The sequence below is a fragment of the Chryseobacterium sp. YIM B08800 genome (assembly GCF_026163565.1).
Lineage (GTDB): Bacteria > Bacteroidota > Bacteroidia > Flavobacteriales > Weeksellaceae > Chryseobacterium.
Genome location: NZ_JAPDKN010000004.1, coordinates 95,590 through 119,370 on the forward strand (window position 1 = coordinate 95,590; position 23,781 = coordinate 119,370).

The following is a 23,781-nucleotide window of genomic DNA, read 5'->3' on the forward strand; positions in this document are numbered from 1 at the left end:
TATTTTAAATCTGTGAAAATCTGCGGAATCTGTGGGATATTAATTATCTTAAATCAAATTTTCAAAAGCTATTTCTACATTTGGGTGTATAAATTCAAAACCGTTTTCTATTAATTTTTCAGGATAAACATTTCTGCTTTTGAGGAGTAATTCCGTTTCTGTTTTTAAGAATATCGATGCGATTTCCAGTTGCCAAAATGCAGCATTTAAACCAAAGGGAATTTTCATTTCTTTTCTTAATTTTCGCATAAATTCTTCATTAGACAAAGGATTTGGAGCAGTCACATTAATTTCTCCTGAAAGATTTTTATTCTCAATAATATATTCTACAGCTTTGCAAAAATCATCAATATGAATCCAGCTTATGTTTTGATTTCCTCTTCCCTGTTTTCCGCCTAAACCCAATTTTGTAATCAATTTTAATTTTGGAAAAGCGCCTCCATTATTTCCCAAAACAATCGATGTTCTTAATGCAACTTTTCTGGTGTCTTTATTTTCAGTTTTAAAAAATTCTTTTTCCCAGCTTTTACAGATATTCATTGAAAAATCGTCGCCGATTATGCCATTTTCTTCTCTATTTAATTGCGTTTCTGAATGAATATAAATGGTTGCCGAACTTGCATTCAACCAAACTTCAGGCTTATTAACACACTGATCAACTGCTTGTTGAAGCACTTTTGTGCTGTTAATTCTTGAATCGTAAATTTCCTGTTTGTTTTTGTCTGTGTATCGACAATCGACAGATTTTCCCGCTAAGTTGATTAAAACATCTGAATTTTCAAGCAAATTTTTCCATTCACCCAACGTTTTTGCATCCCACAAAATTTCGTTTTTACGTTTCGGATTTCTCGTTAAAATATAGACTTGATTTCCTTTTTCAGTAAAATATTTTTCGAGATTTTTTCCGAGGAAACCGGTTCCGGCAGCGATGATTATTTTCATTGGATTTTATTTTAGTTCTTGGTTGTTGGTTGTTGGTTGCTAGTTGATGGTTGTGTAAGATGCTTCGACTTCGCTCAGCATGACATTTCTAATACTAACTTCTTTAAAAATTTACAACTTACTTTTTATTTGGCTCTTTTTACTTTTGCATCAAATATTTTTTCGTTCGTACTTCAATTTCAGAGCCTTCTGCAAGCATTACAGAGATAGGTTTCTGATGATTCAAACATTCAAAACCACTTCCGTACACTTGTTTAAAATCTATTTCAAGCTGATGATTTTTCACCATATACCACTCCCATTTTGGATGGCAAACTTCGTATTCTGAAGTTTTATCATCTTTTTTAGTGAATCCCCAATAATGCTCTGTGATAAACTCAAATTCAGAATCATCTTCCATCGTTCTAGATTTATTTTCGGCGGTAATCTCTATAGAATACCACTCCTTATCTTTCCATGAGTATTTTACAATCAAATCGTCGTCGGTGAATTTTATCTGATTTTTCATTTTTAAAGTTTTATAATTCTCTTTATACACAGAATTTGCAATTGCACTTAATGCATATTTAGGAACAATCTCTTTGATAAAAACTACTCCTCTTTTCCATTGGTGTTCTTCTTTTTTCTTGACATAAAATCTTAAGTTCACTTCTTCGAAATTTCGATAAAAAGGAATTGAAAGTCCCAATAATTTGGTATTTAAAAACATAAATCCAACCAAACTTACATAACATTTCCCTTGGTAGAAGTCTAATTCTGTTCCTTTTGGAAGATATTTTAATAATATCTCGGGGTTAATTTCGTAGTTGATGATGGCTAACTTTCGCCATTCGGCTTTTAAAAATTTCATGATTGTTGGTATTGGTTGATTGTTGTTAGTTGATGGTCTTCAGTTAAAATGCTTCGACAAGCTTAGCATGAACATTCTAATACTAACCGTTTATTTTATTATTTTCTGCTGCGTTTTTAATCATCTCATTTCTCTTTAATAAAAATTTTTTCATATAATTTTTCAGAAAAAAATAGTTGAATAATTTACCGATAATTCCAAAAGGCGATTCAAACTCTAAGATATCTGTCATTATCGTGTTTTTGCCATCCTCTCTGAAAATATGCTGATGTTTAAAAGATTTAAATCTTCCTTTCAGCATAACATCTGTGAATTGATAAGGCTTCTTCATATCTACAATTTTTGAAGTATGAGTTTGATAAAATCCTAAATGCTTTGCTCTCCAGGTTACTGTTTCATTGAGTTCAATCATTCCTGAAGTTCTTCCTGCAATTGCTTTTTCATTGGTTTTTGAAGTTGATTTTTGATGCAAATCAATATTTCTCGACAAATCGAAAACTTTATGAATATCAGCTTGAATGGTTGTATTTAGAATTATTATTGACATATTTTGATTATTTATGGTTGATGGTTAATAGGATTTCATCCTATCCTTTGGTAAGCCGTCCCGTTGGGACTTTATTTTAGACCTTATTAAAATGTTTGCTTCTTATTTAATTCCGGCAAAACTTTATCGATTCTTGCTGCTAATTCAGGTAATTTTATGGTGGGAACTGCGGGAAAAAGGTGATGTTCCATGTGATAAAACATGCTGAAGGTCAATTTATTTTTCCAAAATCCGCGTTGGGTTCTTGCAATGTTTGGGTTTTCGTTTGTGTCATGATGAACCGTCCAAACTGCAAAAAACGCCATTAAAAATTCACCAAAAAACATAATTAAAACATGATATATTAAAAAATCAATCTGGAAATAAAAAGCAATGAAAACAAAAACAGCAATCGAAATCAATTCTAAAAACATATTCTTTTTATAGTTTTTATTAGCCAACTTAAATGTCATCCAATGAATCAAAAACATATGTTTTGGTCCGTATAAAATAGCTTCATACCATTTCATTGAAGCCGATTTCCCTTCATAATCTTCTTCGGAAAGACAGAATTTATGATGTCTGATATGATTAAATTTCACAGCATGAATAGATGCCATCATCAAAATACTGTTGAGATACATTGAAAACCAGGTAAGAAATTTGCCAGTTCCTAAAGAGTTGTGAAATCCGTTGTGAACCTGTCTTAAGGCAGTCAAAAAATAGAATCCGGAAAACGGAAGCGCTGCCCAATAATATCCTTTGTAAGCCAAAAACAGAGAAATAAAAAGCCATGGCAAAGAGATATTATTTTCTATCAACATTTCTTTTACGGAAAGCTTTTTAAGATCTTTCCATACTACTTTTTTGGTGAGTTCAAGATGATTCATTTTGCGTTTTTTTAGAAATTTAACCCAATAATGATTGCCAAAGCTGTCAATCTGAAAAGCATCCAAGATATTGTAGGAAGAAGATTTAATTTTAAAATTCTGCATCTTCTGATGTGTTCTAAAAACATGATGAAAACTACAATTCCAAAGTAAACAAGATTAAAAACAGAACTTAAATTGATGAATGAAACAGGAACTAAAAGCAAGGTTCCGATTAGAGAAACTGTCATCATATTTCCGAGGTAATCCCAAGTTTTTTCTTTTAAATACATTCTTAAAAATAAAGTTTGCCAAACAATCTGACCTAAGCAAATGATTAATTCTCTGGCGAAATTCTGATTTAAATTTAAACCTAATTTAGAGCTAAAAATACCCAAAACCAATCCCGAAAAAAGAACAACAAAACCTATATAAATCAATCTATACTTCAAGTTGAAATCTGGAACGCAAGAATTCTCAGTATCATTTTTTGACGGGATAATCTGTTTTCTGTTGTAAGAAACGAAAGAATACAGCTTTTTGAAAAACCAATATAAAGGTTGTATTCTCGCAACTTTTTCTAACGTCGGAAACGAGTTTCCGATGATTAACAGCAAACTGTCTAAACCGTAAATGACTTTATTTTTATTGTGATCAACTAAAGCAATTTCATTTTTTGCACGGTTGAAATCGATGAGGTTTTTATTCTTAAAACTGAGTTCAGTAAAGTCTTCTCTTCCACTTTCATCCAACATTCCGGATTTTATAAAACCTTTTGAATAGATGTTACACATCGGACATTCGTTGTCGTAGATCAGGGTGTGATTTTGTAGGGTTTTCATTTTTATAATTTTAATTCATTAAGAAATTTGCACTAATTCATGATAGTCTTTATAAACAATAATTAAATAACAGATTGCTAAAATTGGTGTAAGAGGAATTCCAAACATTAAAATAAATCCTATAAAATTTATCACCCAATCTATATCGTCAAAGATCATTACAAACAGCAGTGAGATAAGAATTGTAAGACTTATAAATGAATAAATTTTAAATTCTGTGCTTTTGGAATAATCTTTTGAAAACATTCTAATCAGAAAACTTACCGTATGGAAAGCTGCCATCACGAAATATCCTAACCAACTATAACCTTTTTGAAAAACCGCAATATCTGTAATCAAAAGTATGATAAAGCTCAAAGCAACAAACATTTGGGTATAATAATCATATTTAATAAAAGTTTTCATAGCAATACATTTTAAAAGTTGAGTCTTTTCGTTTTTCCTCCGAAATAAAAAATCAGGACTAAATGAATGATTAAATTTTTCATAATTATAATATTTTCAATAATTTTTGAAAGTTAATTTGAAATAAAAAAGGATTTTAAAGTCCTTTCTATTTTAATAAGTTGGTAATCTTCCCGACCAACCAATGATCATCACTTTTTATCGCGAGATCCATAATATTATTTATTTTGCTCGTTACGTTGCTAAAATCATCCATCAATTTGATAAATTCTTTAGCTTCTTCAGAATCGTTGTCGTCAATATTTTTTAGTTCTTCCAAAAAAGCTACAACCGGTTCTATTTCTCGTTTTCTTCTCTCTTTTGTAATTTGCTTAAATAAAAACCAAACATCTTTTTCAGCGATAAAATACTCTTTACGATCACCTTTAATAAACTCTTTCTTTACGATGCCCCAATCCATCAATGCACGAAGATTCATATTGGCATTTCCTCTTGAAATTTCAAGCATTTCCATCACTTCATCGGTAGAAAGCGGTTTTCCGTTGGCTAAAAGTAAAGCATGAACCTGTGCCATTGTACGATTAATTCCCCAACTCGTAGCAAATGTTCCCCAAGTCTGAATATATTTTTCTTTAGCTTCTGAAAGTTGCATTTTCTTATCTTTTTAATTTCTATTACAAATGTAATAATAGTTTTTGAATTTTCAATAATTTTTGAAAGTTTATTTAAAATAAAAACAGACATATTAAAAAATGTCTGTTTTAGAACTACTTTCGAGTTGCTTTATAACTCTGTATGAGTTTCATAAATTCTGAACGATAACCTTCTTCATCTCGGTTTTTGCCTTCTCCTGCTAAATTCTCTATAGCATTTAAGTTCTTATTTTTAATCAGTTTTGAGTCTCTTAAAACCAATCCGAACCAAGCTACTGAAGTGGCAAATTTAAAATCAGGACTTGCTGATGAAATTCCTGAACTTGAATTTTTCACAATCTGACTAATCTCTGTGCTCTTCTCTCCATCTGGTTTTTTATATCTGAATTTTACGGTTGCCAATTCATCTCCAAAGCCTTTTGAAGAAGTATTTGAAGAATATTTTAATTTACCTTCGTTAGGTAAAAATTCAGAGTCAACATTCACAGGAATAATTTCATATAATGCAGTTACAGTGTGACCGCTTCCCAATTCTCCGGCATCAATTTTATCGTTAACAAAATCTTCATTTCTGAGTTTTCTGTTTTCATAACCAATCAAACGGTAAGATTTAACAAACTTTGGATTAAACTCTATCTGAACTTTCACATCTTTTGCAATCGTATATATGTTTCCGGCAAACTCTTTTCCAAGAAATTTATTGGCTTCCTGTAGATTATCAATGTAAGCATAATTTCCGTTTCCTTTATTCGCTAAAGTTTCCATTTTATCGTCTTTGTAATTGCCCATTCCGTAGCCTAAACATGTAAGAAAAATACCTGTTTTTCTTTTTTCTTCAATTAAAGTTTCAAGATTTGCAACGGATGATGTTCCAACATTAAAATCTCCGTCTGTTGCCAAAACCACTCTGTTGTTTCCTCCTTTTATAAAACTCTCTTTTGCCAGTTTATAAGCCAATTCAATACCTTCTCCTCCCGCAGTACTTCCACCTGCTTCAAGTTTTTCAAAAGCTTCAAGAATTTTATTTTTATCTGAGGCAGAAGTTGATGGTAAAACAACTCCTGCACTTCCTGCATACGCTACAATTCCGACTTTATCCTGCGGTCTAAGCTGATTGAGAAGAACTTTCAAAGATTCTTTCAACAAAGGTAATTTGTTGTCTTCATTCATTGAGCCTGAAGTATCAATCAGGAAAACAATATTGGAAGAAGGTAAATTATTCATAGGAACATTTTTACCCTGAAGTCCGATTTTTAACAATTTATGATTTGGATTCCAAGGAGAATCACTGTATTCTGTGTTAATTGAAAACGGATGATTATTCTGAGGTTGAGGATAATCATATTTAAAATAATTCACCATTTCTTCAATTCTCACTGCGTTTTTATCCACAGCTTGACCTTCATTAATCATTCTTCTGATGTTGGAGTATGAAGCATTGTCTACATCGATAGAAAAAGTAGACACGGGTTGACTTTTCGTCAGTTCAAAAGGGTTTTCTATCAAAGAAGCGTATTCTTCATCATTGGTGTCAATTTCAGGGTTATTGGCGTGATCATCTTGAGCAATTTCGTCAATTTTCATTTCTTTGGAAACCATTGGAGCTTCTGATATCATATCCATTGAAGAATAAACTGCTTCTTCCTTTTTCTTTTGGCAACTTACTAATATTGCTAATACTACGATTGTTAAACTAATTTTGTTCATATTGTGTGATTTTATAATAAGATTAAATTTTAAGGTTCTATTTTAGTTTTAATTCCTTCATTCCAAAACTTAGATTCCGGCATATAATAAAGATAAACATTACTCGCTTTTCCGGTATATTCACCTGCAAATTCTACTTTTAAATCGAGATTAATGGTTTTTGTTTCATTGGCATCAAAATGTTCCCAATATAAAACCAGATAATTATCGAAGATTTCATAATAAGAAACCTGCTTTTTATCAACCAAATCTTTCAACAATGCATTTTGTAAAGTCAATCCGGCAGGAATTCCGATTTTTGCTGATATTTTAGCTCATAAACACCTTGAACAACCTCAATATTTTTTCCGTTATTCCAAACTAAAGTGTCGTATTCTTTTGCAGCAATAATTGCGTAGCCTTTTTCATCGGTCAATTCATAAACTCCACTGTTTTTATTGAATATTTTAAGAAAATTCTGAGGCTTTTTCTTTTCATTAAGAAAAGTCCCCGAATAATAACGCTGAGAATCTTGTGCAAAAGCAAATTGCACCGCAAAAACAGGCAATAACAGATAAACTTTTTTCATCTTTGATAATATTTCTAAAAATAGAGAAAAAAAAGAAATCTCCGAAGAAATTTCTTTTTTTGAAATGTTATTTTTGTGTCGACCTATATGTTTCCACCAATCTCACAAACTCTGCTCTGTAACCTTCATCATCTTTTCCTCTTCCTTTTTTGGCCAAGTTTTCTATTTCTTTTACATCTTTATTTTTAATTAAAGCAGAATTTCTTAAAACCAAGCCAAACCAAGCTACAGATGAAGCAAATTTAAAGTCATCGCTTGAAGATAAAAAAGATTGATTGGTATTTTTAACCACCTGAAATATTTCAGAACTTGTATCACCATCTGGTTTTTTATACCTGAATTTTACGGTTGCCAATTCATCATTAAAATTTTCATCATTTGTGTTTTTCGTATACTTTAAATCGTTTTCTTTTGGTAAAAATTCAGAATTCACATCGTTTGGAATGACTTCGTATAAAGCGGTAACGGTATGACCGCTTCCTAATTCTCCGGCATCAATTTTATCGTTGGTAAAATCTTCATTCTTCAATTTTCGGTTTTCGTAGCCAATTAAGCGATACGATTTCACATATTTCGGATTAAATTCAATCTGAATTTTGACATCTTTAGCAATGGCATACATATTTCCGGCAAACTCTTTTCCAAGAAATTTATTGGCTTCCTGAAGATTGTCGATGTAAGCATAATTTCCGTTGCCTTTATTCGCTAAAGTTTCCATTCGGTTATCTTTAAAATTCCCCATTCCGAAACCTAAACACGTAAGAAAAACTCCTGATTTTCTTTTTTCTTCCACCAAAGTCTGAAGATCGCCCGTAGAAGATGTTCCCACATTAAAATCTCCATCTGTAGCGATTATCACTCGGTTATTTCCATTTTTTATAAAATTTTCCTGAGCCAATTTATAGGCTAATTCAATTCCTTGTCCACCTGCTGTACTTCCACCTGCCTGAAGTTTATCTAAAGCTTCAATGATTTTTCCTTTTTCTTTAGCTGAAGTTGGTGGCAAAACCATTCCTGCACTTCCTGCGTAAACTACAATTCCTACTTTATCGGTTGGTCTTAATTGATCTAAAAGAACTTTAAAAGATGATTTTAGCAGTGGTAATTTATTCGGTTCATTCATCGAACCAGAAACATCAATAAGAAAAACAAAGTTTGAGTTGGGAAGTTTATTTGTTGGAATTTCTTTCCCTTGCAAACCGATTTTCAATAACTTATGTTTACTATTCCAAGGTGAATCGTTGTATTCTGTATTGATTGAAAACGGTTCATTATTTTTAGGTTGTGGGTAATCATATTTAAAATAATTAATCATTTCCTCAATTCTTACCGCATTTTTATTCACATATTCTCCATTATTAATCATTCTTCGAATGTTGGAATAAGCCGCTTTATCTACATCAATCGAGAATGTAGAAACTGGCTGACTCTTCGTCAACTCAAACGGATTTTCTACAAAAGCATCATATTCTTCATTATTCTTTTGTTGAATTTGTTTTGATACATTGATGCTATCCTGAACTTTCTGCAGTTTTTCAAAAGCTTTTCTTTCTTTTCTCGAAAGTTTTTTAGTTTTAATTACAATCACTCCATTTGAAGCTCTGTTTCCGTAGATTGATGTAGCTGCTGCATCTTTTAAAACAGAAACGCTTTCAATCGTATTCGGATTTAAATTGCTAAAAGCTTTACTGTCTGAAATTTTTCCGTTGATAATATATAAAGGATTTGAGCTTGCATTTAAAGAACTCATACCTCTGATTATAATAGGATTAGAAGAACCAGATATTCCGTGGTTTGGTGCTATTTGTAAACCAGAAATTGTTCCAATTAAAGTTTGTGAAATATTATTATTTTGTTTGAATTCATTTCTGATATTATAATTTGGTGCAGAATTTTGATATTGAGTACTATTATTATTTCCCATCGCAATTATTGGTGATGAATTTACATAACCCTGCGAATTGGATTTTTGATTGTTTACAATTTCTGTAGATGTTATTGAAGTAGCACTTGAAGTATAAGATTGTTTTTTTACAGCTCTATAACCGGTCACTACAACTTCTTCAATATTAGTTTCTTTGTCATCTTTATCTAAAACCCCGTCACCATCTCGTTCCATGTAAACTACATTTCCTTGTGCTATATTTGAATTCTGCGACGGTATTTCATTATGATAAATCGGAGAAATTCTAGGTATAGGAACAACTGACTCATATACTAAAACTTCAGGCTTCTGAACTTCTTTTTGAGTATAAATTTCCTTCTCAATATTAGATTTTACCATACTGTCAATCGCCTGAACACTAGAATTTACTTTAGGAGAAACCGTGTTATGAGCAATTGCAGGTTTATTTATTTCAGAAACATTATTTTTATTAATGAAATAAAATGCTCCTAAACCAATAATTAAGCTTGCAGCAATTCCATAAGGAAACCATATTGGGATAATTTTCTTCTTGTCTTCTTTTTTATCTAATTTTTCTTCAACTTTAGCCCAAACTTTATCAAAACCCGGAAAAGTAGCTGGTTCTTCCAAAGATTGAGAAGCCTCATTGAATTTTTTATCAATATCGTGATTATTTTCCATTGTGTAAAAGTTTAAATGTTATGGTTAACCAAAAGTTCCTGCAATTTTTTTCTTGCAAAATTCAGCTGAGATTTTGAAGTTCCTTCGCTTATAGAAAGCATCGTTGCAATCTCTTTGTGTGGATAACCTTCAATTGCAAAAAGATTGAAAATCGCTCTGCAACCTTCTGGAAGAAAATTCAGAAGCTTCAAAATATCTTTCTCAAAAGAAATACTGTCGGTTGGAGAGCCTGTCGATTCTACAAAATCTTCTTCTAACGAAACATTCAAAGCTTTCATACTTCTCAGTTTCTGTAAACATTCATTCACTGCAATTTTCTTAGCCCAGGCTTCGAAAATATCATGATTTTGCAGTTGATTAAGTTTCGTGAAGATTTTATAAAAAGTATCGGCCAATACTTCTTGTATGTCTTCATCGTTTTTCAGATAGCGTTTGCAGACTGTGTACAGTTTGCCCGCCATTTTTTCGTAAACTTTCCGCTGTGCATTGCGGTCGTTTTTTTGGCATTCTATCAGTAATTCTTTTTCCATAGTCAGGCTTTATACTCTTATAGATGCAGGAAATTTCGGGCAGGTTGGAAACATGATAAACTTTTTTTAAAAATAAGGAAAGTTGTTGATAGTTTTTAGTTGATAGTTGAAAGGTTGAGGTTCTATAAAAAACTTTTTTAAGTTTAAAATTTCAAATCATTATTATTTAATAAAAATGAAAATAACAGGTCGCTCCTCTGGAGCTATAATCTTAAAACAACTATTAGCTATTAACAGTTTGCTCCTGATGGAGCTGTAATTATTCCAACGCGATTTATTGTTAATAGAAAATTGGGATCATAAAAGTATAAAGCTCCTAAGGAACAATCTATCAATCTCTTAAATATTTATTTCACAAACTTTTTGAGGTTTTCTATGATATAATTTTTTTTCTAAAACTCTAAAACTCTACTCCTCTAATTCACTAAAACTCTCCCACTCAATTTTAACCCTTTTTTAACATAATATATTGTAACATATCCTTAACATTGCAGACTATTAGAATATCAATTTAAAGCTGATAAAATTACGTTTGATTAAGACGATAAATTTTAGTCAAAAACAATTTAAAGATCACCTTTAAAAACAAATAGATCGTTACTTATGAAAAACAAAAGATTTGCGTCATTACTTTTTGTTTTATACGCAGGAAGTATGGTGTTTGCTCAGGATGACCTGATCAACAAATTGAAGAACAATCACTCTCAAAATGCTAATTTCCAGTTTACCACATTAAAAGATGTTGGAGCAACTTCGGTAAAAAATCAGGGTTCATCAGGAACTTGTTGGAGCTATTCTGGAAACTCTTTTCTGGAGTCTGAAATGCAGAGGATGGGCAAAAAGCCAGTTGATTTGGCTGAGATCTTTACCGCAAGAAATTCTTATCACGATAAAGCAAAATTATACGTGTTAAATGGCGGAGCGATCAGTTGGGGAGATGGAGGTGAGCTTCACGATGTTGTTAACATGTACAAAAAATACGGAGCAGTTCCACAAGATGTTTATACAGGTTTGAAAGCAGGGCAAACTTTAAATAATTTTAAAGAAATGCAGGGTAAATTAAAGCCGGTTTTAGACAGTTTGGTTGAAGCTTCTTCAAAAGGAAAACTTTCAGATAATTGGATGGCTTCTGTGGATGCTATTTTAGATGAGTATTTAGGAAAAGTACCTTCTAACTTTACCTACGAAGGAAAAAATTATACTCCGAAAACTTTTGCTAAAGAAGTAGTAGGAATTAAACCTGAAGATTATGTTGAGTTGTCTTCATACAAAGATTATCCTTATTACCAGAAATTTGTAGTTCCGATCCCTGATAACTGGAGCCATGATTCTGACTGGAATATTCCAATGAATGATCTGACTGCAATTATCGATAATGCCGTCAACAAAGGATATTCTGTAGGTTGGGCAACAGACGTTTCTGAGCCTTATTTTTCATACAAAAATGGAGTTGCTTACGTTCCAGATGTAGATCTTGATCAAATTACTCCGGAAGTAAAAAAAGATCTATTCACTCAGCCTAAAAAAGATAAAACCATTACTGAAGATATGCGTCAGAAAGCTTTAAACAATCTTTCTACCACCGATGACCACGGAATGCACATCGTAGGTTTGGCAAAAGATCAGTCGGGTAAAGAATATTATATGGTGAAAAATTCTTGGGGTGTAACCAATGATTTTGATGGATATTTATATGTAACAAGACCTTATGTTGAGTATAAATCTACTGCAATTTTGGTTCACAAAAATGCAATTCCTAAGAACATCAGAAAGCAATTGAAGCCAAGCAAAAGCATTGGTTTGTAAGAAATCATTATTGTCTACTAGGTGACAATTTTAGATATTTAAACTTGTTAATAGGCCGTCTGAATTTTTTCAGACGGTTTTTTAGTGTTGTTTTTAAACGCAAAGTCCGCAAAGGTATTTTTTCTCGCATACTGCATATTTTTCGTTCTCAAAGGCACTTCGTTCAGCGAAGGCTTCCATTTCTTTGCTGAGTGAAACGCCTTTGCGAACGAAGAATATTTTCAATAATTAAAAAAATCTTTGCAGACTTTGCGTTAAAATAAATTCAAAAAAACCGCTTTCAAAAAAATTGAAAACGGTTTCTCTAAAAATTAAAAAAATTATAGGTAAAATTATGTATAAAATAAAAGTGAACTGCTCATTTTACTTCTCAGGTAATTGTAGAAAAAAGTTTAAATAATAAATTGACCACGAAGCAAACCTGCAATTCACTGTAGTTTTTTAATAAAGCACTCCTAAACTAGAACCAGCAAAATCTGTAAGCTCTTCTACTCTGCCGTCTTTAATTTTCTTTGCCCACTCATAATCGCTCAACAAAGCACGTCCTACCGCAACCAGATCAAAATCTTCACGGTCAAGTCTTCTTACCAATTCTTTAAGGTCTGCTTTTTCAGAACCTTCTCCTGCAAAAGCTGCCATAAAATCACCGTTTAATCCTACAGAACCAACGGTAATTGTTGGTTGACCTGTTATTTTTTTAGCCCAACCTGCGAAGTTCAAATCTGAACCTTCAAACTCAGGTTCCCAGAAACGTCTTTGTGAACAGTGGAAAATATCAACTCCGGCTTCTTTTAATGGCAATAACCAATCTTCCATTTCGTTAGGATTTAAAGCTAATCTGCTTTTATAATCCTGCTGTTTCCATTGAGAAAGACGGATAATAATGGTGAAATCCTCTCCTACTGCAGCTCGCATTGCTTTTACAACATCTACTGCAAATTTGCTTCTTTCTTTTAAGGTTTTTCCACCGTATTCATCAGTTCTTGTATTGGTTACTTCCCAGAAAAACTGGTCGATTAAATAGCCATGAGCGCCGTGAATTTCCAAAACATCAAATCCCAAATCTTTCGCCGATCTTGCCGAAGCCGCAAATTGAGCAATCGTATCCTGAATATCTTCCAAAGTCATTGTAGAAACTTTTTCCATATCCACTAAAGGATAATCTTCTGCCATTCTGGTATCACCAACATGCCAAATCTGTGGTCCCATTTTTCCTCCATTTTGATGAACTGCATCGATTACGTTTTTCCAGCCGTTTAATGCTTCAGTTCCATAAAAATCAGGGATGTTTTGTAGATTTTTAGATCCGGGTCTGTTGATTACTGTTCCTTCAGAAAGAATCAATCCAACTTCCGAAGCTGCTCTTCTTGCATAATAATCTGCAATTTGTTGAGTGGGAACTCCGTTATCAGATTGCGCTCTCGTCATCGGAGCCATTACTATTCTATTTTTTAGTTCTAAATTTTTGTATTGAAAAGGTTTAAACAATGATTCTGTACTCATTTTTAAAGTATTTGTTTATAATTGTTACACAAAGTAACTAATAATAGTTTGTTTTTGTATCTTTCAATGAGAAAATAGTGGTAACTTTGCAGTAACTTACATTAGTAACTTGAAAGTAACGTATGTAATCTTAACAACTAGTTTGGTTTTATTTTAACCACAAAAGTCACAAAAGACTTTGGAGTAGTTTTAAGTTTAATAATTGTGTAGAAATAAGCACACATAAGTTTTAAAAAAAAATCAAAGATTTTTATTTTGTGAACTTGTATTTGCATTAAAAGCTTCTCTGAGATATTTAACTTTTGTGGTTAATTTTTTAATAATATACCTTATGAAACAGAACGAATTGATGCAATACAGCTGCCCTTTAGGCAAAGCAATGTCTGCATTGGGAAGCAAATGGAAACCAATTATCGTATTGGTAATTAAAGACCGAAAACTACGTTTTGGAGAACTTGCCGTACGCATTAATGTCATTTCAAGAAAAGTACTGACCGATCAATTAAAAGAAATGCAAACTGACGGATTAATCATCCGTGAAGAGTTTAAAGAACTTCCGCCAAGAGTGGAATACTCGTTGACTGAAAAAGGCTTGGCACTTTTACCTATCTTATATCAACTAGAAGAATGGGAAACAAAATATCATGTTTATGATCCTGAGAAAGAGAAGGATTGTAAAATGCTTTTGGAAAAAAGGGAGAAGAAAAATGCTATTGTTTAAAATATTGAAAAATTATCATACAATAATTCGTAATCTCTAATATTAGCGAAAAAATCGTTTTTTGATATATTTTACAATAAAAGTCAAAATTATTATTACAGGAAAAGAAAATATAAAAATTAATAATATTAATATCGTGAATCCCTGAATAGTACGAATATCTTGCTCTACAAGATTTATAATCATGACAGCAATTCCCATTGTAATGCTTGTTAAAATCCAGATTTTAAAAACATTAGTAAGGAAAGAAATATTTGAATTTATTTTATTTTTCAGATTGAATTTCATGCGGTTAGATTTTAAATAACAATTTCAAAAATATTATTTTCTTACGATTAGCATATTCGCAAACGGTGTAATTTTTTTATTCTCAACAATCACTAATCCTGCTTCCGAAATTGCTTTTTTCCATTGCTTTTTACTTAAAAAATGAAAGGCTCCGATATTGAAAAAAACGAAGTTGGTAAAATCTCTGAACTGTTCTGAAACGATGATTAAACCATCATCTCTTAAAACTCTTTTAGCTTCTTTAAAGAATAAAACCCTTTGATCGTGATCTAAAATTTCATGAAGTGCAGTTACGGCAAGAATTACATTTTGAGAACCATCTTCAAAAGGCAATTGATGAGGTTTTATTTTTATTTCTTTAGGATTGGGAGGAAATATTTTTTTTGAAGTTTCAATTCCTTTTTCCTGTTCGTGACGGTTTCCAAAAATATCACAAACTGTTAAATTTAAATTTGGATATTTCTCTTCCAAGCTTTTCGATAAAGGATCAAAACCGGCGTGAACTAAAATAATATTTTCAGTTGTATTCCAATCTACAATTATTTTTAAATTATTTAATTCATATAAGTCTGAATTGTCATATAAAATATAAGAAGCCACGAGTGAAGCAATAATGTTCAGAATAATAAGAATACTTAAAACTCTGAAAAACAAAACTAAAAGACTCGAATTAATCAAAAACGATAATCCAAAAAGAACAATAGAAACAATAATTCCTAAAACTATTTTTTGGTAATTGAAGAGAATTACAAGTTTTGTGATTTTCATCTGTATTTTCACTAAATTTTGATAGCCTTCAAATTTACATATTCTTCAACAAAAAAACCGCTTCCAAAAAGAAAGCGGTTTCAAAATTTATCTAAAATCTCAATTAAAATATCGCAGGATATTTCTGAGGATTTGTTTCATTAAACATGGCGTAAATTCTTTCAACCATATCATCAGAAGATGGTTTGCTGAAATAATCTCCGTCACTTGCATAAGCAGGTCTGTGATCATTTGCAGCAATCGTCAACGGATCTGAATCTAAAAATCTGAAAGCTTTTTGTTTTTCTAAAATCTGCTGAAGAATAAACGCTGAAGTTCCTCCTTCTACATCTTCGTCGATGACAACCAATCTGTTGGTTTTCTTTACGCTTTCAGCAATTTCATGAGTTAAATCGAAAGGAATTAAAGACTGAACATCAATAACTTCTGCAGAGATCCCTAATTTTTCAAGTTCTTCCGCTGCTTCCATTACAATTCTCCAAGTCGAACCATATGTTACCAAAGTAACATCTTTTCCTTCTTTTGTAACTTCAATTTTTCCTACAGGAACAGTAAATTCACCTAAGTTATCAGGTTGTTTTTCTTTTAATCTGTATCCGTTCAGACATTCAACAATTACAGCAGGATCGTCACTTTGAAGCATTGTGTTGTAGAATCCTGCAGCTTTCGTCAAGTTTCTTGGAACTAATACCAAAATACCTTTAGAAAGGTTTAAAATTCCCGCCATTGGAGAACCTGAATGCCAAACTCCTTCTAATCTGTGACCTCTCGTTCTGATGATTACAGGTGATTTCTGACCACCTTTTGTTCTGTACTGAACTGTCGCCAAATCATCGCTCATTCCTTGTAAACAATACAAAATATAATCTAAATACTGGATTTCAGCAATTGGTCTTAAACCTCTCATTGCCATTCCAATACCTTGACCCAAAATTGTAGCTTCACGGATTCCTGTATCGGCAACACGAACGTCGCCATATTTTTCCTGCATTCCTTCAAGACCTTGGTTTACGTCACCGATATTTCCGGCATCTTCACCAAAGACCAAAGTTTGAGGATATTTTTCGAATATTTTATCGAAATTATTTCTTACCACTACTCTTCCGTCTACATCTTCTGAAGCATCAGAATAGATCGGCTTGATTTCCTGTACGTTTTCAGCCTTCCATTGAGACTGAGAATATAAATGAGAAGAATAATTGTCTTTTTCAACCTCAAAAATCTCGTTGTATTTCTGCATCAATTGGTTTCTTTCCGCAGAATTGGTTCCTCTCGTAGCCAATAAAGATCTTCTTACCAAATGGAAAACATCTTTCTTCGCTTTTGAAACTAATTTGTTGAACTGGCCGATATAGTTTTCAATTTCAGAGTTTTGTCCTTTAAGGTTTTCAACTAAAGGTAAAACTGAATTGATCAAATCTGTAATTGTTTTCTGGTAATTTTCCCAAGCATTTTTCTGCCCGGCTTTTACCGTTTTTTTAGCTTCATCATCTATTGAGTCTAATTCTTCAACAGTTGCCAAAACTTCTTCATTTCCTTCAATTTCAATTGAATAATTCAAAATCCATTCTCTGAATTTCAATAATCCGTCAAACTGAGATTCCCAAGACAAACGCTCTTCATTCTTATATCTTTCGTGAGAACCTGAAGTTGAGTGACCTTGAGGCTGCGTAACTTCAATAACGTGAACTACCACAGGAACGCTTTCCATTCTTGCAAACTGTTCAGCTCTTGCGTAAGCATCCAATAATGCAGGATAATCCCAAGCTTTCACCTGAATAATTTCACAACCTTGGTTTTCACCTTCTTTTCTTTGGAAACCGCTCAACATTTCAGCAATATCAGCTTTTGCTCTCTGGTTTTTTGTTGGAACCGAAATTCCGTACCCATCATCCCAAATTGAAACAATCATAGGAACCTGAAGCGCACAAGCAGCATTCAACGTTTCCCAGAAATGACCTTCTGCTGTAGAAGCATCTCCAATCGTTCCGAAAGCAATTTCGTTACCTTCTCTTGAGAATTTTTCAGAACCGTCAAATTTTACGGTCTTATATACTTTTGAAGCCTGTGCCAATCCTAATAATCTAGGCATTTGACCAGCCGTTGGAGAAATATCTGAAGAAATATTTTTCTGTGCTGTTAAATCTTTCCAGCTTCCGTCTTCATTCAAACTTCTTGTTGCAAAGTGACCATTCATCTGTCTTCCGGCTGAAGCAGGCTCTCTTTCTACATTGGTATCGGCATACAACTGAGCAAAGAAACTTTCAACCGTCAAAGCATCTGCTGCCAAAGCAAAAGTTTGATCTCTGTAATATCCTGAACGGAAATCTCCGTTTTTGAAAACTTTTGCCATTGCAAGCTGCGGAAGCTCTTTTCCGTCTCCAAAAATTCCGAATTTAGCTTTTCCGGTAAGTACTTCTCTTCTGCCCAGATAAGACATTTCACGAGAGATTCTTCCTAACTTATAGTCTTCAAGTATTTGATTTTTAAAATCTTGAAAGGAGATCTGTTGAGTTTCAATATAGGTTGTTTGCATTGCCAAATATTAAATTAATTTTATTAATGAAGTATTTTGCTAATATACACTTTTTATATTAATTTTAATTTTCAATAATGTTTTTTAAAAATTTGATAATCAAGATTATTCTATCTTAATTTTACATAATATAAAAAAATGGAAAAAAAATCGTCCCATATTCTGAATGCATCCAGCAATTTACTGGGTTTTTCGATGCTGATTATCACTTCACTTAAAATCACAAAAACGAGCCACAACACTTATTTAGATGAGTTTGCGGGAGTTGCATGCGTATTTTTTGCATGCAGCTGTTTTTTCTCATTTATGTCAATAAGATCAAAGAAAGAAAAGATGGAGAATAGATACGAGCAGATTGCGGATTATTTATTTTTAACCGCTTTATTTTGTATTGTTTTGTCGGTGATTATGATTACAACAATGATTTTAGATTAAGAACTTATTTAAAATCATTTTAAAATTTAATCTATAAATATCTCTCGCTGATTTTGCAGATTGCGCTGATCTATTTTAAATCTGTTAAGTTTCCCTAATCTTCGAGAATTAAAATAAACAAAAAAATTTTTTAGAACTTTCTTTCGATAACGTAATCAAGCATTTTATGTAAAGATTCTCTAACCTGAGAATCCGGAAATTCATTAAGAATATCTTTTGCTTTTTGCTGAAAATCTTTCATCACAGTAATAGCATAATCTAAACCGCCTGAACTTTTCACAAAAGCAATCAGTTCTTTTACTCGCTTTTGGTCGTTATTATAACGTTTAATCGTGTTGAAATAATATTTTCTGTCGGTTTCGTTGGCTATTTTTAAAGTATGAATCAAAGGTAGCGTCATTTTCTGTTCTTTGATATCGATTCCAACTGGTTTTCCGATGACATTTGAACTTAAATAATCAAATAAATCATCTTTAATCTGAAAAGCCATTCCGGTGTACGTACCGAACTGCATCATTTTTTTAGCTAAATTTTCATCAGCTCCATTTGATAAAGCTCCGATTTCGCAACATGCAGCAATTAAAGTAGCCGTTTTCTGACGGATAATTTCGTAATAAACATCCTCGGTAATATCGAGTTTTCTTGCTTTTTCCAACTGAAGAAGTTCACCTTCAGACATTTCTCTGATGGTTCTGGAAATTACGGAAAGTAAATCGTAATCTTTATGGTCGGTAGAAAGTAAAACAGCTTTTGAAAGTAAAAAATCACCGACTAAAACCGCAATTTTATTTTTCCACAACGCATTGATTGAAAAGAAATTACGACGCTTGAAACTTTCATCCACCACATCATCGTGCACCAAAGTTGCCGTGTGAATCAGCTCGATCATTGAAGCTCCACGATACGTTTTTTCGTTGACGTCTCCAATCAGTTTTGCGCACAAAAACACAAACATTGGACGCATCTGTTTTCCTTTTGTGGTAACAATAAAACGGGTAACTTTATCTAGTAAAGCGACTCTGCTCTGCATAGATTCATAAAACTTCTGCTCGAAAAGTTTCATTTCCTCATTGATTGGCTGCTTGATTTCTTCTACAATGTTTGCCACGAAGTAAGAATGATGGGTGAGTATTTATTAATTCTCACAAAGATAATTTTTTTCCGCCAATTTTAACAGAAATTAAAGTTGGAGTTTTTCTTTGGGAATAAAATAAAAAAATGGTTTGGTTTTCTTGATGGGCGAATAAAATTTTTCACCTGAAATATAAACTCCGGTTTCGTCAACAGCAATTCCTTCAATCTGACCAATTGTTAAAGCGCTTCCCAAATAAAGATGTCTTGGTTTTTCTTTGAAAAATATTCCGGGTTCAGATTCATTAAAGATATTTAGAAAGACTTCCGTTCTCTTGGTATATCCTACTACATAAAGCTTTTTATCAAAATAAGATGCGTCTGTAACGACAAAATTTGTTTTGTAAGATTCTACTTTTTCGGCAGCTTGATTTTCAAAATTTTCTGGATCGAGCGTGTAATGCGTAGTCGATTTTGAAGCCCACTCTTTTGTGAAAATATGGATTTTTCCATTTAAATAAATCATCGATTCTAAGTCGAAATCTGTATTGATATTTCTTGGAGTAAAATCTTTTTGCTCAGGATAATAAAACGAAATTGTTTTCATCGAATCATTTTGCAGCTGATTTTTTTGAAAAGGAATTTTATAAATTTTTAAATGTTGTCGCGTTCCTGCATTGTTTCCAAAATCTCCGATGTAGAAGTTTTTACCATCGTTGGTTAATGCCTCCCAATCTTTATTTTCGGTATTCGTTTTTAAAACTTTTAAAATTTTTCCTGAGTTTTTATCTATTTCATACAATTCTGCAGGATTTCCGCTATCGTTGAAGGTGTATAATTTTCCATCAAAAAAATTTAATCCTGAGGTTTCCTGAATCGAATCATTGAGAACTGCAATTCTATATTTTTTAAGCTTAAAAATTTCGGATTGCTGTGCAAAATTTAAAATCGAAAAACTGATCAAAATGATTAGAAATGCCTTTTTCATTAGGTAAAATTACAAATTTTGGTATGAAAACTTTGCTAAGAAAAATAAATGTTGAACCACTTCGTGGTTCGTTTAGCTGATAAATCAGAAAAATGTTCTAGTAAATTTCTGAACAGAAACTATGCTAAAATAATTGTAATTATTCTGCAGTTTTGTTTGCCAATTGCCCACAAGCTGCATCAATATCGCCACCTCTACTCTTTCTCACCATAACGGTGATGCCTGATTTTTCGAGTTCGCGAACATATTTTTCTTCTGCAGCAATGCTTCGGTGATCGAATTTACCTTCACCAATAGGATTATATTGAATTAAATTTACCTTAGACGGAACCTGTCGGCAATATTTAATTAAAGCTTTAATATCTTCATCTTTATCGTTAATGCCTTTCCAGACACAATATTCAAAAGTGATGACAGAGCCTGTTTTTTTATACCAATATTGAAGAGATTCCATTATATCCGTTAAAGGAAACTTGTCTGAAAACGGCATAATTTCGTTCCGGGTAGATTCTACCGCAGAATGCAATGAAAGTGCAAGTTTTACCTTAAGCTCGTCATCGGCCAACATTTTGATCATCTTCGGAATCCCGGATGTAGAAACGGTAATTCTTCTCGGAGACATCCCCAAACCTTCAGGCTGAGTGATTTTTCTGATGGCTTCAACTACATTTTTATAGTTCATCATCGGCTCACCCATTCCCATGAAAACAATGTTTGTGAGTGGTCGGTTATGATATTCTCTACTTTGTCTGTCGATAAGGGCAACCTGATCTACAATTTCGGCAACTTCCAGATTTCTCATTCGTTTGAGCTTTGCTGTTGCGCAGAATTCGCAATTTAAAGAACATCCAACTTGTGAAGAAACGCAGGCTGTAGTGCGGGTTTCTGTAGGAATTAAAACAGATTCCACCATTAATCCATCGTGTAGTTTCACTCCGTTTTTAATGGTTCCGTCTGTAGATTTCTGAAACTGATCTACTGCTGCCGGATTCATCACAAAATCCTTGGTAAGATTTTCTCTCAGGTTTTTTGAAAGATTCGTCATCTCTTCAAAAGAATGAAGATTTTTACTCCAGATCCAGTCATAGACCTGTTTGGCACGAAACGGCTTTTCGCCAATAGTGCCGAAATAGTCTTTAAGTTGATCGAGGGATAATGTACGGATATCTTTCATTGTAAGGTTGTAGATTTTAGGTTTTAGGTTGCAGATAACTAATACCTGCAACCTTTTACCTTATATCTTAATTAAATAATTAGCATGGCATCACCGTAAGAGTAGAATTTATACTTTTCTTTTACAGCTTCTTCGTAAGCATGCATGATAAAATCTTTTCCTGCAAACGCTGCAATCATCATCAATAATGTAGATTTTGGCGTATGGAAATTAGTAATCATTGTATTAGCAATTCCGAAATCATGTGGCGGATAAATGAATTTGTTTGTCCAACCCTGGAATGCAGAGATTTTTCTGTTTGAAGAAACAGAGGTTTCAATTGCTCTCATTGTTGTAGTACCTACAGCACAAACTCTTCTGTTTTCCTGAACCGCTCTGTTGATGATTTCAGCATTTTTCTCATCAATGATAATCTCTTCAGATTCCATTTTATGCTTTGAAAGATCTTCAACTTCGATTGGATTGAAAGTTCCTAAACCAACGTGAAGTGTTACCTCAGCAAAATCAATTCCTTTGATCTCTAATCTCTTCATCAAATGCTTAGAGAAGTGCAAACCTGCAGTTGGTGCTGCTACAGCTCCTTCTACTTTTGCATAAATTGTCTGATATCTTTCTGCATCTTCCGGCTCTACATCTCTTTTGATATATTTAGGAAGCGGAGTTTCTCCTAATTCTTTTAATTTAGCTCTAAATTCTTCGTAAGAACCATCGAATAAGAATCTTAAAGTTCTACCTCTTGAAGTCGTGTTGTCGATCACTTCAGCAACCAAAGATTCATCTTCAGTAAAGAATAATTTGTTACCAATTCTTATTTTTCTTGCAGGATCTACCAAAACATCCCAAACACGAGTTTCTTTATCTAGCTCTCTCAACAAGAAAACTTCAATTTTAGCTCCTGTTTTTTCTTTATTTCCGTAAAGACGAGCCGGGAAAACTTTTGTATTATTAAAGATAAAAAGATCTTTCTCGTCGAAATAATCTACTACGTCTTTGAATAATTTATGCTCAATGGTTTCTGTTTTTCTGTTAAGAACCATTAATCTTGCTTCATCTCTGTGCTCTGAAGGGTGTTCTGCCAATAATTCTGCAGGAAGGTCGAAATTAAAATCGGATGTCTTCATTTTTTAAATTACGGTTTAAAAATTATTTGAAATTACATGGTGTAATTTTCGAGGTGCAAATATACAACATTCTACACCCCTTTGTCAAGTGTTTATTTCGCTCCTCTTTATCCATGGTTAATACAGACGATTATTTATTATTTTTTTAACCTTTTTGAATAAAAATTTCACTAATTTGGCTAACCAAAATATTAAACGATGAGTAAATATTCTATTGAATCTTTTGTCAATGAAACAAAAGAAAACCCTCTTGAAAGAGATTATTTCGAACTTGAAAAACCTGCACTTTTAGAAATCAACTTAAACAATCAGGCAGTTTGGACAAAAGCAGGAAGCATGGTTGGCTATGTTGGCAATATCAATTTTGAAAGACAAGGAATGCTTTCGGGCGGACTTGGAAATTTATTGAAAAAAGCAATCAGTGGTGAAGGTTCTAAACTAATGAAAGCCGAAGGAACCGGCAAACTGTACGTTGCAGATGACGGAAAAAAAGTAAGAATTTTATATCTAAATAATGAAACAGTTTGTGTGAACGGAAATGATATTTTGGCACACGAACAAAGCATAAAAAGTGACATCACGATGCTGAAAAGTATTGCCGGAGTAATGTCGGGCGGATTATTTCAGGTAAAACTTTCCGGAACAGGACATATCGCAATTACTACTCACGGTGAACCTTTAACTTTATTGGTCACTCCGGATGCACCGGTTTTCACAGATCCAAATGCAACTGTAGCATGGTCTGGAAATTTAAGCCCAGAACTGAAAACCAATGTTTCTTTCAAAAGTTTAATTGGAAGAGGAAGCGGTGAAGAGTTTCAGATGAAATTTTCTGGTAATGGATGGGTTTTGATACAGCCTTATGAAGAGGTTTATAGGGTTGAAAAATAA

At 32.8% G+C, this 23,781-nt stretch carries 23 protein-coding genes; 4 read left to right on the plus strand and 19 right to left on the minus strand.

The annotated features are described in order from the left end of the window. Positions 1-48: 48 nt before the first annotated feature. The 12 genes from OEW74_RS02310 to OEW74_RS02365 form a co-directional block, all read right to left on the minus strand. Entirely contained in the window at positions 49-942 is an 894-nt protein-coding gene (locus OEW74_RS02310) for a TIGR01777 family oxidoreductase (protein WP_265426956.1), read from the minus strand. A 139-nt stretch (positions 943-1,081) separates the two neighbouring features. Further along, on the minus strand, positions 1,082-1,792 hold the full coding sequence (locus tag OEW74_RS02315) for a YqjF family protein (protein ID WP_265426957.1): 711 nt from the start codon (positions 1,790-1,792) through the stop codon (positions 1,082-1,084). An 82-nt stretch (positions 1,793-1,874) separates the two neighbouring features. Continuing rightward, positions 1,875-2,339, minus strand: a complete 465-nt coding sequence (locus OEW74_RS02320; RefSeq protein ID WP_265426958.1) for an SRPBCC family protein — start codon at positions 2,337-2,339, stop codon at positions 1,875-1,877. Between the two features lie 86 nt (positions 2,340-2,425). Continuing rightward, positions 2,426-3,208 (minus strand): fatty acid desaturase family protein, encoded by a 783-nt coding sequence (locus OEW74_RS02325; RefSeq protein ID WP_265426959.1) that lies wholly within the window; start codon positions 3,206-3,208, stop codon positions 2,426-2,428. A gap of 11 nt (positions 3,209-3,219) precedes the next feature. Beyond that, positions 3,220-4,029 (minus strand): DCC1-like thiol-disulfide oxidoreductase family protein, encoded by an 810-nt coding sequence (locus OEW74_RS02330; RefSeq protein ID WP_265426960.1) that lies wholly within the window; start codon positions 4,027-4,029, stop codon positions 3,220-3,222. An 18-nt stretch (positions 4,030-4,047) separates the two neighbouring features. Continuing rightward, positions 4,048-4,434, minus strand: a complete 387-nt coding sequence (locus OEW74_RS02335) for a hypothetical protein (protein WP_265426961.1) — start codon at positions 4,432-4,434, stop codon at positions 4,048-4,050. 148 nt (positions 4,435-4,582) lie between these two features. Next, complete coding sequence (locus OEW74_RS02340) at positions 4,583-5,086, minus strand: GbsR/MarR family transcriptional regulator (RefSeq protein ID WP_265426962.1); 504 nt, start codon at positions 5,084-5,086, stop codon at positions 4,583-4,585. A gap of 115 nt (positions 5,087-5,201) precedes the next feature. Beyond that, the gene (locus OEW74_RS02345) at positions 5,202-6,794 is read right to left on the minus strand and encodes a VWA domain-containing protein (RefSeq protein ID WP_322645502.1); all 1,593 of its coding nucleotides are present in this window, start codon (positions 6,792-6,794) and stop codon (positions 5,202-5,204) included. 29 nt (positions 6,795-6,823) lie between these two features. Beyond that, positions 6,824-7,072, minus strand: a complete 249-nt coding sequence (locus tag OEW74_RS02350; protein WP_265426963.1) for a hypothetical protein — start codon at positions 7,070-7,072, stop codon at positions 6,824-6,826. After that, positions 7,069-7,362 carry a hypothetical protein gene (locus tag OEW74_RS02355; RefSeq protein WP_265426964.1) on the minus strand — a complete coding sequence of 98 codons (294 nt, stop codon included), beginning with the start codon at positions 7,360-7,362 and terminating at the stop codon, positions 7,069-7,071. The genes OEW74_RS02350 and OEW74_RS02355 overlap by 4 nt, the downstream gene beginning before the upstream one ends. A 67-nt stretch (positions 7,363-7,429) precedes the next feature. Beyond that, positions 7,430-9,949, minus strand: a complete 2,520-nt coding sequence (locus OEW74_RS02360) for a vWA domain-containing protein (RefSeq protein ID WP_265426965.1) — start codon at positions 9,947-9,949, stop codon at positions 7,430-7,432. Between the two features lie 11 nt (positions 9,950-9,960). Beyond that, complete coding sequence (locus OEW74_RS02365) at positions 9,961-10,479, minus strand: RNA polymerase sigma factor (RefSeq protein WP_102978606.1); 519 nt, start codon at positions 10,477-10,479, stop codon at positions 9,961-9,963. A gap of 603 nt (positions 10,480-11,082) precedes the next feature. Between OEW74_RS02365 and OEW74_RS02370 the strand changes: the two genes are divergently transcribed. Further along, positions 11,083-12,285, plus strand: coding sequence for an aminopeptidase C (locus OEW74_RS02370; protein WP_265426966.1), 1,203 nt, complete (start codon positions 11,083-11,085; stop codon positions 12,283-12,285). 441 nt (positions 12,286-12,726) lie between these two features. Here the strand turns inward: OEW74_RS02370 and OEW74_RS02375 are convergent, their stop codons facing one another. Beyond that, complete coding sequence (locus OEW74_RS02375) at positions 12,727-13,788, minus strand: NADH:flavin oxidoreductase (RefSeq protein ID WP_265426967.1); 1,062 nt, start codon at positions 13,786-13,788, stop codon at positions 12,727-12,729. 331 nt (positions 13,789-14,119) lie between these two features. Between OEW74_RS02375 and OEW74_RS02380 the strand changes: the two genes are divergently transcribed. Beyond that, positions 14,120-14,509: a winged helix-turn-helix transcriptional regulator gene (locus OEW74_RS02380; protein ID WP_074229462.1), complete on the plus strand. Its 390-nt coding sequence runs from the start codon at positions 14,120-14,122 to the stop codon at positions 14,507-14,509. Between the two features lie 321 nt (positions 14,510-14,830). Here OEW74_RS02380 and OEW74_RS02385 read toward each other — a convergent pair whose 3' ends face one another. Further along, entirely contained in the window at positions 14,831-15,565 is a 735-nt protein-coding gene (locus OEW74_RS02385) for a class I SAM-dependent methyltransferase (RefSeq protein ID WP_265426968.1), read from the minus strand. Between the two features lie 103 nt (positions 15,566-15,668). After that, entirely contained in the window at positions 15,669-18,101 is a 2,433-nt protein-coding gene (locus tag OEW74_RS02390) for an alpha-ketoacid dehydrogenase subunit alpha/beta (protein WP_265426969.1), read from the minus strand. Positions 18,102-18,239: 138 nt separating this feature from the next. Here OEW74_RS02390 and OEW74_RS02395 point away from each other — a divergent pair, with 138 nt between their 5' ends. Beyond that, the gene (locus OEW74_RS02395; protein ID WP_102978599.1) at positions 18,240-18,536 is read left to right on the plus strand and encodes a hypothetical protein; all 297 of its coding nucleotides are present in this window, start codon (positions 18,240-18,242) and stop codon (positions 18,534-18,536) included. A gap of 130 nt (positions 18,537-18,666) precedes the next feature. Here the strand turns inward: OEW74_RS02395 and OEW74_RS02400 are convergent, their stop codons facing one another. The 4 genes from OEW74_RS02400 to queA form a co-directional block, all read right to left on the minus strand. Continuing rightward, positions 18,667-19,644: a polyprenyl synthetase family protein gene (locus OEW74_RS02400; RefSeq protein ID WP_265426970.1), complete on the minus strand. Its 978-nt coding sequence runs from the start codon at positions 19,642-19,644 to the stop codon at positions 18,667-18,669. Positions 19,645-19,716: 72 nt separating this feature from the next. Further along, positions 19,717-20,595 carry a hypothetical protein gene (locus OEW74_RS02405; RefSeq protein ID WP_265426971.1) on the minus strand — a complete coding sequence of 293 codons (879 nt, stop codon included), beginning with the start codon at positions 20,593-20,595 and terminating at the stop codon, positions 19,717-19,719. A 139-nt stretch (positions 20,596-20,734) separates the two neighbouring features. Continuing rightward, entirely contained in the window at positions 20,735-21,769 is a 1,035-nt protein-coding gene (rlmN, locus tag OEW74_RS02410) for a 23S rRNA (adenine(2503)-C(2))-methyltransferase RlmN (protein WP_265426972.1), read from the minus strand. 71 nt (positions 21,770-21,840) lie between these two features. After that, on the minus strand, positions 21,841-22,890 hold the full coding sequence (queA, locus tag OEW74_RS02415; protein ID WP_265426973.1) for a tRNA preQ1(34) S-adenosylmethionine ribosyltransferase-isomerase QueA: 1,050 nt from the start codon (positions 22,888-22,890) through the stop codon (positions 21,841-21,843). Between the two features lie 198 nt (positions 22,891-23,088). Here queA and OEW74_RS02420 point away from each other — a divergent pair, with 198 nt between their 5' ends. Then, positions 23,089-23,781: an AIM24 family protein gene (locus OEW74_RS02420; RefSeq protein WP_265426974.1), complete on the plus strand. Its 693-nt coding sequence runs from the start codon at positions 23,089-23,091 to the stop codon at positions 23,779-23,781.